This is a genomic window from Thermanaerothrix daxensis, assembly GCF_001306145.1.
Classification (GTDB): domain Bacteria; phylum Chloroflexota; class Anaerolineae; order Anaerolineales; family Anaerolineaceae; genus Thermanaerothrix; species Thermanaerothrix daxensis.
This window is the reverse complement of sequence record NZ_LGKO01000002.1, coordinates 574,011-587,548: the sequence shown is the minus strand read 5'-3', so window position 1 is coordinate 587,548 and position 13,538 is coordinate 574,011. Positions and strand designations below refer to the sequence as shown.

Annotated in this window: 12 protein-coding genes; 9 read left to right on the top strand and 3 right to left on the bottom strand. The window is 53.1% G+C overall.

The annotated features are described in order from the left end of the window. Window positions 1-70: 70 nt before the first annotated feature. The 3 genes from SE15_RS02930 to SE15_RS02920 are packed head-to-tail and all read left to right on the top strand — an operon-like array spanning window position 71 to window position 3,656. Window positions 71-1,747, top strand: a complete 1,677-nt coding sequence (locus tag SE15_RS02930) for a glycosyltransferase (RefSeq protein WP_054520602.1) — start codon at window positions 71-73, stop codon at window positions 1,745-1,747. Then, the gene (locus SE15_RS02925; protein ID WP_054520601.1) at window positions 1,744-2,835 is read left to right on the top strand and encodes a glycosyltransferase; all 1,092 of its coding nucleotides are present in this window, start codon (window positions 1,744-1,746) and stop codon (window positions 2,833-2,835) included. The genes SE15_RS02930 and SE15_RS02925 overlap by 4 nt, the downstream gene beginning before the upstream one ends. A 2-nt stretch (window positions 2,836-2,837) precedes the next feature. Beyond that, window positions 2,838-3,656, top strand: a complete 819-nt coding sequence (locus SE15_RS02920) for a formylglycine-generating enzyme family protein (protein ID WP_054520600.1) — start codon at window positions 2,838-2,840, stop codon at window positions 3,654-3,656. A 2-nt stretch (window positions 3,657-3,658) separates the two neighbouring features. Here SE15_RS02920 and SE15_RS02915 read toward each other — a convergent pair whose 3' ends face one another. The 3 genes from SE15_RS02915 to SE15_RS02905 are packed head-to-tail and all read right to left on the bottom strand — an operon-like array spanning window position 3,659 to window position 9,392. Then, a complete protein-coding gene (locus tag SE15_RS02915) occupies window positions 3,659-5,755 on the bottom strand; it encodes an ATP-binding protein (RefSeq protein WP_054520599.1) in 2,097 nt (698 codons plus the stop codon). Window positions 5,756-5,757: 2 nt separating this feature from the next. Further along, window positions 5,758-6,567: a response regulator transcription factor gene (locus SE15_RS02910; RefSeq protein WP_054520598.1), complete on the bottom strand. Its 810-nt coding sequence runs from the start codon at window positions 6,565-6,567 to the stop codon at window positions 5,758-5,760. 17 nt (window positions 6,568-6,584) lie between these two features. Continuing rightward, window positions 6,585-9,392 (bottom strand): PAS domain S-box protein, encoded by a 2,808-nt coding sequence (locus tag SE15_RS02905; protein WP_054520597.1) that lies wholly within the window; start codon window positions 9,390-9,392, stop codon window positions 6,585-6,587. 253 nt (window positions 9,393-9,645) lie between these two features. Here SE15_RS02905 and SE15_RS02900 point away from each other — a divergent pair, with 253 nt between their 5' ends. From SE15_RS02900 to fliN, 6 genes are read left to right on the top strand one after another with little or no spacing between them, the layout of a single operon-like run. After that, window positions 9,646-9,858, top strand: a complete 213-nt coding sequence (locus SE15_RS02900) for a flagellar FlbD family protein (RefSeq protein WP_054520596.1) — start codon at window positions 9,646-9,648, stop codon at window positions 9,856-9,858. Window position 9,859: 1 nt separating this feature from the next. After that, window positions 9,860-10,684, top strand: coding sequence for a motility protein A (locus SE15_RS02895; protein ID WP_054520595.1), 825 nt, complete (start codon window positions 9,860-9,862; stop codon window positions 10,682-10,684). Next, window positions 10,681-11,469: an OmpA family protein gene (locus SE15_RS02890; protein ID WP_054520594.1), complete on the top strand. Its 789-nt coding sequence runs from the start codon at window positions 10,681-10,683 to the stop codon at window positions 11,467-11,469. Before SE15_RS02895 ends, SE15_RS02890 begins: the two co-directional genes overlap by 4 nt. Window positions 11,470-11,478: 9 nt before the next feature. Beyond that, window positions 11,479-12,084 carry a flagellar basal body-associated FliL family protein gene (locus SE15_RS02885; protein ID WP_054520593.1) on the top strand — a complete coding sequence of 202 codons (606 nt, stop codon included), beginning with the start codon at window positions 11,479-11,481 and terminating at the stop codon, window positions 12,082-12,084. Between the two features lie 10 nt (window positions 12,085-12,094). Continuing rightward, entirely contained in the window at window positions 12,095-13,123 is a 1,029-nt protein-coding gene (fliM, locus tag SE15_RS02880) for a flagellar motor switch protein FliM (protein WP_054520592.1), read from the top strand. 33 nt (window positions 13,124-13,156) lie between these two features. Next, window positions 13,157-13,537 (top strand): flagellar motor switch protein FliN, encoded by a 381-nt coding sequence (gene fliN, locus SE15_RS02875; RefSeq protein ID WP_054520591.1) that lies wholly within the window; start codon window positions 13,157-13,159, stop codon window positions 13,535-13,537. Window position 13,538 lies beyond the last annotated feature (1 nt).

Below are 13,538 nucleotides of genomic sequence, written 5' to 3'. Positions count from 1 at the left end.
CTTTTACGCGTACTAACAAACTTTCTTTTTATGCTTAATACAAAACCCGCACGAAGTCGGACGTCTACGGATGGACACGGTTTCCAATCGCTTCCCCAGCCCGCTAAATATCCAAAAGAGCATGGCTCGCGCCTACCTCAGCGCTAACCGTCTTGAGGAAGGTGTGAGCCTGCTGGCCGAAATCGTGCAAAACCATCCCGAGGATTGGGAATCGCTGCTCATTCTGGGCGATTTGTACCTGGCCGCTGAAGAGGTGAATGTCGCTTACCATCTCTATCAACGAGCTGAAAAAGTACAACCAGATCATCCTGAGATTCTTCGTCGCCTTCAGTTGGTGCAGAACGAACCAGACTCTGCCCCAAATTTTCCCGCTGATCCCCCCACCCATCCGGCCACATTGCGCCGGCTGCTTAACCGCCTTACCGGCAAACCTCACCCCGTGGACGAACCCACTGCTCAGAAGGCTGCAGGCCTGCTCCGTGCGGTGCTGCAAAGCGAGCAACCGGCCAAAACCGTTGCCGAGCATTTAGATGAAATCGAGCAATTACTTCCAGCACTGATTGAGTTGAATCTGCAGCAAGCGCGCCAGGAAGGGAAAATCGAACTGGCGAATGCGCTTGAAGGTTTGCGCCAGAACGTGACTTCGCTCATTGCCCCAACCGGAGCCGAGGCCGATCCCCCATTCTCTTCGCAAGTGCGCATTCTGCTGCTGGCCTCTGCAAACCCACCGACCCAGGAGCGTGCCCAGGTAATTCGGAGCGCTCTGGAAGCCGGAGGATTCCAGATCCAGGTCAATGGTGAGATCTCTGCAGCCAACCTTGAGAGCATTGATGCCGTGATCGCCATAAACCCCTACACTTCTACATCCGCCATGGTCAACCTCGCCCTTTGCGCAGGTGCCCGGCGTCCGGTGGTACTCGACCTGACCTGCAACGTAGAGCAGATCCCCTTAAAACATCCATACTACACAACTCTGGGATTAGGTACGTTGGAAGCGGCGCGCGCGTATAACGCCAGTCTGTGGCTGGCCGATGTCATTACTGTAACATCTGAGGCGCATGCCATGGCCCTGGAGGGAACGGGGCGGCGCATCGAAGTGATGCCGGAAGGCTGGTCCGATCAAAATCCGATGTGGAAGAAAAAGCCCCTTCCACGCCCTACCATTCATTTGGGATGGGTGGGCAGTTGTTCGGATGTGGAAGATCTAGCCACCATCCGTCGCATTGTCCTCAGAGTTTTGCGCGAATTCCCTCAGACGCGCCTGGTCTTGATTGATAACCCCGAAGCCTACACCCTTTTCAGTGGGTTACCGCCTGAACGCTGCCTGTATCTACCCGCTACTTCTGTAGAAGATCTACCGTATCAATTGGGGTTGGTAGATATCCTGCTCCTTCCGCATCGAAATATTCCCTTCAACCAATCCCTCTCAGAGCGCCTGTTGATTCACGCCGGGGTTAGAGGCATCCCATGGGTCGCTTCTCCCCTCCCCGCTTACCTGGAGTGGGGTGCAGGTGGGTTTATCGCTTCAACCGCGGAGGAATGGCATACTTATCTCCGTCAACTCATTGTCGAAGCCGAAGTACGACGCCAGTTGGGACGCGCTGGCGCGGCTCAGGCCGCCCTGCGTGAGAGTCGGCACCTTGCTGTTTTATGGAAAGCCCTGATCGGAAATCTACTTCTGGCCCCAAATCGCACAAAAACCTCCTTGCCCGCTACACCCAATCCGGTTGCATTGGGATTAACATGAAGATCGTGTATGTAGTGGCTGATTCTACCGAAGAATGGAACTCCGCCGAATGGCGGTGTGTCATCCCAGCCCGTGCCATTCAAGCCACTGGGCGCCATAGTGCTACCTTGATACGCATTGACCACTTTGCCTATCATACACCTGAAGTGCAATCCGCCTGCGAAGAAGCCGAGGTGATTGTGGTGCAACGCAATGCTTTCGGGCCAGTTCTGCAGGCAATGCAATACTGGAAAGCCCGCGATAAGACCATCATCCTCGATTTTGATGATGCCTATCACTTAATTCCACCACAGGCCAAAAACTACACCTTCTGGGCGGAAGGACGCCTCACCCAGACCGATCCTAATGGTAAGCCTTTCCACACCACCATCCAGCCACCGCCACTGACCCAATTCCAATGGGGGCTCCAACTGGCCCATGCCGCCACCGTCCCTTCCCGTTTGTTGGCATCGGATTGGCAAACTCACACCCCCATCCACTATGTCCCCAACTACCTCGACCTGCCCCGCTATTTGAACCTGCGCCCCACCCCCCATGAGGGAATTGTCATCGGGTGGGGTGGCAGCCTCTCGCACCTCCACTCGTTTACCGAAAGCGGGGTTCTCAAGGCCTTACGGCGCGTCTGCCTTCGCCGCCCTCAAGTACGCATTTTGATCTGCGGCGACGAACGCATTTTTCAAGCCCTCAATGTCTCTCAATCGCAAAAATTTTTCCTTCCCTGGACAGATCCGGACAAGTGGCCTCAATACCTGAGCATGTTCGATATCGGCATCGCCCCCTTGCAGGGAGCCTATGACCAGCGTCGTTCCTGGATTAAGGTACTCGAATATATGATTATGAAAGTACCTTGGGTTGCCAGCCAGGGTGCTCCTTACGAAGACCTCAAGGATTTCGGAACGCTGGTTCGCAATGATCCCTATGCATGGGAAAACGCTTTGTTGGAATTGATTGACCACCTTGGGGATTATAAAGAACACGCAGAACGGGAGCCTTACCTGTTCGCTCTGAGCCAGGGAATTCAAGAAAATGTGAACACCATTTTGAATACCTATGCTCACATTCGGAGCACTCATTTCCTACAGGGTTGATTATGCCTAAAAAAGGTCACACCTCCTTTCTAACGCGCAGTAAAAGTTATCAGGTTCGCTCCTTCCGGATGATTCGTATTCCGGAGGGGCCTTTCACCATGGGTCTGAGCGACGAGCAGGTGCTATTCTTGTTGCGCAGTGAGGATTGGGCCGAGGAATGGCAGGAATGGTACGACAACGACCTCTTCATGGTTGAACAACCCCAACACATTGTATATGTGCCAGAATTCTATATTGCCCAATACCCCGTGACCAACGCCGATTATTTTGCCTTCGTCTGGCAAACTGGCTATCGTATGCCACGCACCTGGAATGGATTTTATTACCCCGACGGCACCGATGATCATCCCGTGACAGGGGTCTCACGTCATGATGTGCTGGCTTACATTGAGTGGTTAAACCAACAGACTGGACTAAAGTACCGCCTCCCCACAGAAGCCGAATGGGAAAAGGCAGCCCGCGGGGACATGGACGCCCGAATTTACCCATGGGGAGATGAGTTTGGGCTCTGGCGGTGCAACACCAAAGAGGGAGGCAAGTTTTCCACCACCCCGGTGGGGAGTTACTCACCCTCAGGAGACAGCCCTTACGGTGTTGCCGATATGGTTGGAAATGTATGGGAGTGGACCAGCAGCCTCTTCCGCCCCTATCCGTACTCGGCTATAGATGGACGAGAAGTTCCTAACGACAACGAGAAGTACGTGGTTCGGGGCGGTTCGTGGTATTACAGCCGTAAACTGGCGCGTTGTACGGTGCGCGAAGGCGTCATCGCTACCTACACGTCCCCGGCTCTGGGCTTTCGACTGGCCCTTTCTCCCTGAGCTCAGCGCGCCAATTTTAGGGGCAACCTGATTATAAACTCGGTACCATCACCCGGTTGGCTACTGACCTGAATGTCACCCCCGTGCTGACGCACAATCTGGTAACACAGGGACAACCCTAACCCTGTGCCCTTTCCGGGCCCCTTTGTAGTAAAGAATGGCTCAAAAATATGGGGGAGGTGCTCCGGGCTAATCCCATGTCCGTTATCGCGTATGCTCACACAAAGCGTCTCATCATTCTCCTTCCAGGAGCGGATAATCAAATATCCTTCCCCAGGGGGCATGGCATCCATCGCGTTCAAGATCAGGTTGATCCACACACTTTCCAGGTTTTCAGGACTACCAAAGATTTCTGGTAAATCCTCGGCCAGGTGCGTCTCAATACGTACACCTCGGGCCACAATCTCGTGATTGAGCAGAGCCAGGGCTTTTTCCAAAATTTGGTTCAGGGAGACCCAGGCCAGTTCACCATTATCCTTTCGGGCAAATGAGAGCAGATTCTGCACCACTCGCACAGCGCGAGTTGAAGCAATCTCGATCAATCGTAGAGACTCTTCGACCTCTTCATCTTCGCTACGTAAATCCCGCCGCAGCAACTGCGCATTCGCCAGAATGGCCGATAGTGGATTGTTGATCTCATGGGCAACGCCGGCTGCCAGCTGCCCCACTGCAGCCAGTTTTTCGGATTGGATGACCCGCGCCTCCATGCGCCGACGCTCGGTGACATCATTCTCGATGACAATCACCTGCAAAGTCGCCCCCTCTTCCCCTTGAATAGGATAAGTGGTGATCTCCCACTCTCGAAGTGAGCCATCTTCAGCCTGCTCGCTCAGGGAACGGACCAGGACCTGAGCACTCATAAAGGTTTCCATGACTTTACAGCCAGCGCATGGTTGGGTGTATCCGTAAAGCGCAGCAAAACATGCCTTTCCCACTACCTGACTGGGGTGCAGACCCAAACGCGAGACACGACTCTTATTCACCGCCATCAGAGTGTATTGGCGATCCACAATGTAAATGCTGTTTGGTAGGCTATCAAAAAGGGCACGTAACGTATTCCGTGAATTAATCAACTGCCAACGGCTTACTTCTAGATTGGCATTGAGGACTCGCAAAGAGTTGATCAAGCGGGTGTTGTGAATGGCATAGGCCCACGCCCCGCCCAGCACGCTTAACCAACGCTTTTCTTCATCCGATACCATGCGCCCTACCGGGTGATATACCACGATAATTCCCTGCACACGCTGATCGGCAATGGCGGGGAAAACAACCATGGCAGCATCCGTCCCTCCGGGTGCACCGTCGTATTGCGGGTCAAAACGCGCGTCCTCGGAAACACAGGAAATCATAACGGGAATTTTCAGGCGTGCACTCTCGGCCACTAAACCACGCTCTAAACGCAAGGAAGTGATAGAGCGCCACTCCCCCAAACGCCCCATGGTCTTGCGAATGGCCAGGTTACTTCCCGTATCCTCTAAAAGATAAAGGACCACTTGCTGAGCCCCCAGCAATTCACTCACTGCCTGGGCCAGCAGGGTTTCAACGGTTTCCAGGTCATGAAACGCCGAGTGAGCCGCGTTGATAGCCGTCAAGGCCTTCTGTAAGCCCCGCCGTCCCCCTGCCAAACCGGTCCAGGTGCGCTCAACCGCGATCCGTCGTCCTATGCTTCGGCCTAACCAAGTGATTGCTTCTGCATCGGTGTTACTCAAAGGCTCTCCGGCCAGCACCAATGCTCCCTGCACACCCTGGGGCGAGACCAGCGGCAGGGCAACCCCCACCTCCAGATCAGGCTGGCCATGGAGCATCCGCTCTTCCAGAATAATTTGCCTTACCAGTGCGTTCAAGTGCTCACGCCCCTTTGGCTGAGCCCACGCCTCAGGACCGCGCAGGTTCAGGTGAAGGTAGGGTTGCTCCTCCTGTCGGTTTTGCACAAAGATCTCGCCCCCCTTGAATTTCAGAGCCGAACAAATGAATTCCAGCGCCCCCCTCAGTGCTTCAGCCAGATTGGCATGCATCCAAAGCAGATCATTGAGGCGTTCAACCACCTCAAGCCCAAGAGGGAGTGAAGGAGAAAGGGGCAACAACGAACGGGCATCCATGCTCAGGCAGTCTCTTCTTTGCGGATGGTATAGCCATAGCCTGGCACAGTTTCAATGAAACTTGGCGCTTTGGGGTCACGCTCGATGCGTTCTCGCAAGTTTTTAATATGCACCCGGACCAAATCCGGACTTCCGGCATCTGAGGGATAGTCCCAAACCTCATCCAGCAGGCGCTGAGGGGAAAAGATTTCTCCCGGATGGGTCATCAGATGATATAAGAGATCATATTGCACCGGGGTAAGACGAATGCGTCCTGCGTGAGGCGTAATGACCTCAAAGGTCTGCGTATCCAGAGTGTACCCCCGTAACGAGATAAGACGCGTTGACTCGGGTGTCTTTTCCGTGCTTCGTTTGCTCTGAAAAATCCCTGGAATCAACTGTCCTAATGGAGAAGCCCGCCCAGAAGTTTCTTCCTCGCTGCCGCTTTTTGTACGATATCGTGTACGCTTAAGAATAGCGCGTACTCGCAAAATCAACTCATCCAAATTGAACGGCTTACCTAGATAGTCATCTGCTCCGGCACGAAAACCCGCAATCCGATCCTCATCCTTTACCTTGGCGGTAAGAAAAAGAATGGGGACATCCGCCAAGAGAGGATCATTACGCATTTCCTTGCAGACAGTATACCCATCCATTCCTGGCATAATGACGTCCAGAATCACCAGATCTGGGACATGCCGACGGGCCGCTTTTAAGCCCTCAATGCCGCTATTGGCAACCGTCACACGAAATTCTTCACCCCGCAAACAACGTTCAATAGTGCGCGCTACGATGGTATCGTCTTCAATAACTAAAATGTTAGCCGGTTCCATACCCCTCTTACCTCTTTCTAATTATGATTGATTCCAGGAAATAAGACTCGAAAACACGTTTGATCAGGTTGACTCTCCACCTCGATCACGCCCTGATTCTGGCGTGCCAGTTCACGGCACAGGGTAAACTCAATTCCCGTCCCTCGCCCCTCACTTGGCGAAACCACCTGTGGCTCAAATATGACTCTCATCGCCTCGGGTGGAATAACTTTGCCATTATCCATAATCTCAACCATCACTTGCCCACCCAGACTGCGGGTCCTGAGGACTATACGAGGATGTGCGGGTCTAGTTAAAGCAATTCCATCCAGAGCCAACCAAAGCAGATTTAACCACAGATCAACCAGTTGACCAGCATTTCCCCACACCCCAGGTAAGGGTTCCTGAAGAGATAACTCCAGATGCAATGAAGCCTCGTTCAGAGGGTCACTCAACAGTTCCAATGCCTGGCGCACTGTCTGATTGACGTCCACCAGCGTATGGGGCTCGGAAGCACGGCTGGAGAAACCGAGCAATTTTTGTACCACCTGCTGCGCCCGCCAGCCGGCTTTTTCAATGGCCTCTGCCGATTCGCGGATGCGCGCCTGATGACCGGACTGATGCAGCAGCAATTGAGCCTCTGCAATAATAGCAGTCAACGGGTTGTTGATGAGATGAGCCACGCTGGCAGCCAGCAACCCAATTGAGGCCAGACGGTTGGCCTCAGCCAATTGTACGCGGGTGGCTTCTACCTGGGCTTCAAGACGCTTCCGTTCGGTAATATCACGACCAATGGATTGAACTTCAATAAGGCAATCTCCCCCTTGCTCAAAAATCGCACGGCTGGTCCACTCAATCCATATCTCTTGTTCGTCCCCACCAAAAAGGCGGGCTTCATAAGTACTGACCGGGGCAGAGGGAGTAAGTTTGGCAATGCCCTCCTCCACATCCATCCGGTCAGAGGAATGCACCAGTTCCAGAATAGAAACCCCCAAAAGGGCCTCCCGCTCACGTCCAAAATAACGACAGAAAGTTTCATTGACGAATGTCAGGTTTCCATGGGGGTCGAAACGACAAATGAGTTCGGTCTGATGGTCCTCTACAATGGCGCGGTAGCGTGCTTCACTCTCCCGCAGGGCTCGATTGAAATCCGCCTGCACTATGACATTGGTCAGGATACGTCCAACCTCTTGAACGAGCGATAAATCACCTTCGTGGCCTGATAGCCTATCCGAAAGACTCTCACACCCCAGCACCCCGTAAATACGCTGATTATGGAGTAATGGGAGCAGCAAGAATGCCCCCACCCTCTCGGGCTGTAAGGATTGATATTCTTGCCACAGAGCCACAGCACCCTGTTCATCTTGCTCAATCCAGCGCACACTGCGTCCACTTTGAAGCATCCCCCACAGCTCCGGAATATCCTCTAGAACCACCTGTTTGTTTAATCCGTGAGAAAAACGACGAAAGACCTCCGCGCTTTCCCAGAACACATACAAGTGGAGGGCTTCCTCACCAGGGGGCAATAGATAGAGATATACGCGGCTAGCACCGATTGTATCACCCAGGAGACGCAGGCTTGCGCTGATCTCACTTTCTAAATGGATTTGGTCAAGATGGATAAAACGAGAGGAAATCTCAGCCAACAACCGCTCATTCTTAATGCGTCGCTTTAAGTCTTCCTCGATTCGCCGTCGTGCTGAGATATCTTGCGCGGCACCCAGAATCTGTACCGGTTCGCCCTCCGCGCTTCGCTGAAAAATTGTCTCCCGGGTGTAAACCCAGCGCCACCCCCCACCCCCGTCGCGAATCCGAAACTCGGCTTCCAACACTTCGCCATCGCGTGCCTGCTTGAGCGTCTGACGGAATTGTTGTAGCAGCGGGGCATCCTCCGGGTGAATAGTTCTGAAAAGGAGATCCCCCTCTTTACCCAGCCAGGAACCCGCGGGCACTCCAAGCACATCCTTAATGCGATGATTGACATAAACAAGCCGATCCTCGCTCAGGTCATAAAGATATAACATACTCGGCGAGGTCTCCAAGATGCGCGTAATGAAATGCTGGCTCTGGCGCAACATCTCACGTTCCTGGCGACGCCGCGTCACGTCACGCGAAACATCCATAAAGCCCAGCAAACGAGCCTCAGGTGAATACTGCCTTAGCGGCATAACCCGCGAACTGATCCACAAATGCCGACCATGACGGTTAACACAGGCGCGCTCGACCTCCAACCCCGCTGTATCCTCAGGGCCAGGCATACGGATGGGGGGATCAAATAAATTGAAATAGCATTCTTCTGCCGATTCCCCTAACCGCTCAACGGCCTTCCAACCAAACAACTTCTCAGCCGCAAAATTCCAATAGGTGATTTTCCCTTCCAGGTCCCAAACCACTACGGCATCACGTATGTTGTCAAGCATCAGCGCCTGGTAGCGCGCCTCCTCCATGGAGCGCTCTGCCAGTGTCTGTAACTCAAACATACGTACCGCTCGCTGAATCAGGCCGGGAAGAGAGGGGAGGTAATCACTGCCTTTAACCAAGTAATCGCTGGCGCCCTCCTGGATAGCCCGCACAGCAACGCGCTCATCTCCCTCACCGGTGATCATGATAACCGGGAGGCGCACCCCGCGTTGTTTCATTTGAGACAATACTTCCAGGCCATTGGTTTCTTCCAACTTGTAATCCAGCAAGACCAGATCGTAGGGCGTTCGGTTGATCTGCTCCCAGAAAGCCTCCGTGTGGGTGGTGATATCCACCTGATATTGGCTGACGAGTTCAAGATAGGCCTTGATCATTTCCCCCTGGGCAAGATCGTCATCCAGCACGATCAACCGATAGGTTTGCACCAACTTGCCTCCATTCATCCGGATATTCACGCACAAATTGCACAGGTCTGTAGCAGATTATAAGCCGCGTGAGGCCTCATGGAATTAACACTATCCTTACAAAAATCTCAATTTATAGATTTAGCCATTTTTTAGGGAAGGTTAACTTCACCTTCACGGCCAATTTACGGCTCTTCACCCCCAGGTGTGCTAAAAAGAAAGCGCGCGACATATGGCTTACCAAGCGTTTACCCGAGACCGAATGAGGTTTGCAGTGATCTGTTTGACCCATTTCAAAGGCACCCCCTTTTACCTCAACGCTGAATTAATCAAAAGCGTAGAGGCCACGCCCGATACCGTTATTACCCTGGTAGACGAGTCCAAGGTCATGGTGCAAGAAACACCCCAGGAAGTTGCCCGCCGGGTTATTGAATATCGCCGCGCCTTGCTGGCAGGGCGTTACGAACCTCACTCCGCAGGAGCATAGTATGGATCTGGCCACAATCGTTGGTTTTATTGCAGGTGTGGTGATTTTGATTACCGTCTTGATCCTGGACGGGGGTTCACCGGTTGAACTTATTGCTCACCCCGCTCCTATTCTGCTCATCGTCGGAGGGTCATTAGCAGCAACCACAATCTCTTCACCGCTTAGAGAAGTGCTCAAACTGCCCAAACTCATCATCTTGGCCATCACCCAGAACCACTTCGAGCCACTTGAAATCATCGAACTAATCACCCGCATGGCTGACAAAGCCCGCCGTGAAGGACTGCTAGCCCTGGAGGATGAAGCCAAGAAGATAAAAGAACCCTTTTTACAAAAAGGGATCATGATGGTCGTTGATGGCGTTGACCCCCATCAGGTGCGTGAGATTCTAGAAAGCAGTATCCACCACATGGAGAACCGTCACCGCCGAGGAGCCGGACTGTTCGCCGCGGCAGGTGGCTTCTCGCCCACATTCGGTATTATCGGTACCGTCATGGGGTTGATCAGCGTGCTCAAACAACTGGATGACCCCAACCAATTGGCACGTTCCATCGCCTCGGCCTTCCTGGCCACCCTCTGGGGATTGCTGATGGCGAACCTTATCTACCTCCCAATTGCCGCGAAACTAAAATCGCGCAGCGAGGAAGAGGTGCAATACCGTTACATGATCATGGAAGGGATTTTAGCCATTCAAGCGGGGGAAAACCCGCGGATTGTGCGTGAGAAACTGATGGCTTTCTTACCCCCTAAATACGCGGCAAGTGCTGAAAAACAGCCTCAGGGCGCTAATGCGCCAGCAGAATCCAAGAAAGCGAGGGCAGAAGCATGAGTCACGGTGGCGGCGAGGGTGATGGCGGCAGCGAGCGCTGGTTGGTTAGTTACGCCGATTTCATCACCCTGCTCATGGTGCTTTTCGTAGTGCTCTACTCCATGGGCCAGATTGATGTTGAGAAATACAAGCAACTGGCCGAGAGCCTGCGAGCAGCCTTTTCCTTGGGTGGGGCGGTACGCATTGTTGACCCTACCATCAATCAGGGTGGGGGCAAAAACCCAGATGGTTCCCCCAATCCCATCATCATCCCCGGTATTCCTCGCAAACCTCCTGAGTCACAGGAAGTTGCAGGACAACTGACTCAGTTATTATCTCAATACAACATGGGACGCGAAGTAAGCGTCCAGAATAACATTGAAGGAGTCCTGATCTCACTTAGCCAGCAACTGCTGTTCACCCCAGGTACCGCCGAACTGCAACCCACTGCCTATCCAGTACTGGACGTAATTGCCCAAATGCTTAAACCCATTGACAATAACATCCGCATTGTCGGGCATACCGATAATAGCCCGCCACTGGATCCCCGCTATACCAACAATTGGGAGCTTTCGATCGCGCGAGCCATGGTCATCGCAAATTACCTCTTAAATGCCGGGATAGATCCTAAACGCATCACCGTTGCTGGGCGTGGTGAGTTCCAACCCATCTTTCCCAATGACACCCCTGAACACCGTGCCCTTAACAGCCGCGCCGATATCATCATTATTTACCGTGTTGAATCCAACATCATCACGCCGCTCTTAGGCTCTGAAACGGGGTTAAGTTCATCTTCTGGCAATTGAGGAGCGCCTATGGCCAAGGTCACAAACATTCTGAGTATTGTTTTGAAAGTCGCTGTTGTGTTGACCCTCCTGACTGGTAATTTGTTGAGCCTGGCAGTCGCTTACATCGTCTTTGCTCCAGACGATCTTCCTAAGCCCTTTTACCTCAGCTACTCCTACCCTGGTCAGGCGCGCAACGATGGTGCTCCCATCGCCAGCGAAGCCCCCACCCTTGCTCTACCCACCCCCACCCCCCACATCCTGCCAGGGCAAGGGGTCATGATAGATACAGGTGCCAAGATCATCAATCTGGCAGACCCCACCGGAAGGCGCTATATCCGCATTAACGTGGTGTTGGAATTCCGCCCAGAGGCTTTACCCGAGACCCAAAGCACCAAGGCCAAAGGTGAATCCCAACCAACCGACCCCAATCAGAGCCTTAAAGACGACATTAATCAGAAACTGCCCCTGATCAACGATGTTATCATCACTCTCATCTCTACGAAGACTTTTGACATGCTTTATACCGCCGAGGGCAAAGAACAACTGCGCCAGGACATCATGAACGGCATCAACACCCGCATTCCCGAACATCAGGTCATTGCCGTTTATTTTTCAGAATTCGTTGTTGAGTGAGGATTGAGCCATGCTCACGCAGGCTGAGATTGACGCCTTGCTAAGCGGTGCCATCGAACTGGAAAAGTCCGGGGACGGGGGAAGCATCAACCTCGCCGAGTTAATGGGCCAGACTCCTGCAGCGCCGCGCGAGAAAACTGAGAAAGGGCGCAATATCAGCACCTACAACTTCTGGTCACCGGACCGCTTCTCGAAAGAGCAAATGCGAGCGGTGGAACTGGTGCACGAGGACTTAGCCGAACGCCTGGCGACCTCTCTGCCTACCATCCTGCGCACCAACCTGAAACCCCGCATGGTCCACACCGAGCAGGGGCGCTTCCATGATTTTCTTAAGGACATGCCCCCCAACAGTCTGTATCACATGATTATCCTGGCGCCTCTGCCCGGACGCATCGTCCTGACCTTCAGCCCGAACATTGATCGAATCATGCTAGAACAGTTGTTGGGCGGAAAACTTTCCAACTTGAATCGCAAAGACCGCCCCCTCACCGATATTGACCAATCGCTCCTTCGCGACCTGGTAGAAAACATGCTCAACGACATCAAAGCCGCTTGGAGCAAAGTGGTCTCAATCGAACCTACCCTGGAAGACAGCACGATTAATCAGCACTGGGTGCAAATGTTCATGGGCAATGAGCGGGTAATGTGCCTCACATTTGAAATGACAATCCAGAACACCACCGGCACCATGAGCATTTACATCCCATTTAGCACCCTCAAACCCATTGCCAACGATCTCAATCCCCACGTTTGGATTTCAGGACGCAAGGAAAAGCAAATTGACCCGATTGCACGACAAATCGCTCTGGAGAACCTGCATAAGGTCTACCTGCCGGTCAACGTGTGGCTGGGAAGTTGTCAAATGCGCTTACGTGAAGTACTCAACCTACAAGTGGGGGACGTGATTGTCCTGGATACCAACATTCAACAAGATCTGACCGTCCAAGTAGCCCATAAAGATAAGTTCTATGCCCGCATCGGCAAAGTAGGTAAACACTTGGCCGTTCAAATCACTGGAAAGATCAATGAGCCTGCCTGACCCATACTATTTAGAGCCAGAGGAACCCGAGTCATGGAAGAAAATATCTCTAACGCCATCCCCGAACGGAAGCCCGAAGAACGCCCATCCGAGGTCACTCCACCCATTGAGCGTGTGCCATCCTCCGTCCCCCCCAAAAGCGTCGGGGCAACAGATGGCAAAGCCAACCTGGACATGCTGTATGATATCTTGCTCCGGGTCACGGTGGAACTGGGGCGCACGCAGATGTCTCTACGACAGGTGTTGGACTTGCAAAACGGTTCGGTTGTCGAACTGGATCGCCTGGCTGGCGACTTGGTGGACATTTACGTTAATGACCGCCTGTTCGCACGGGGCGAGGTAGTCGTTGTGGATGATAAATTCGGCGTGCGAATTAGTGAGTTGATCTCACAGAAACGGGATAAAGAGGGCTAGC

Coding starts and splice junctions, on each gene's coding strand:
- SE15_RS02930 (WP_054520602.1), top strand. CDS start 71: ATGGACACGGTTTCCAATCGCTTCCCCAGCCCGCTAAATATCCAAAAG.
- SE15_RS02925 (WP_054520601.1), top strand. CDS start 1,744: ATGAAGATCGTGTATGTAGTGGCTGATTCTACCGAAGAATGGAACTCC.
- SE15_RS02920 (WP_054520600.1), top strand. CDS start 2,838: ATGCCTAAAAAAGGTCACACCTCCTTTCTAACGCGCAGTAAAAGTTAT.
- SE15_RS02915 (WP_054520599.1), bottom strand. CDS start 5,755: ATGGATGCCCGTTCGTTGTTGCCCCTTTCTCCTTCACTCCCTCTTGGG.
- SE15_RS02910 (WP_054520598.1), bottom strand. CDS start 6,567: ATGGAACCGGCTAACATTTTAGTTATTGAAGACGATACCATCGTAGCG.
- SE15_RS02895 (WP_054520595.1), top strand. CDS start 9,860: ATGGATCTGGCCACAATCGTTGGTTTTATTGCAGGTGTGGTGATTTTG.
- SE15_RS02890 (WP_054520594.1), top strand. CDS start 10,681: ATGAGTCACGGTGGCGGCGAGGGTGATGGCGGCAGCGAGCGCTGGTTG.
- SE15_RS02885 (WP_054520593.1), top strand. CDS start 11,479: ATGGCCAAGGTCACAAACATTCTGAGTATTGTTTTGAAAGTCGCTGTT.
- fliM (WP_054520592.1), top strand. CDS start 12,095: ATGCTCACGCAGGCTGAGATTGACGCCTTGCTAAGCGGTGCCATCGAA.
- fliN (WP_054520591.1), top strand. CDS start 13,157: ATGGAAGAAAATATCTCTAACGCCATCCCCGAACGGAAGCCCGAAGAA.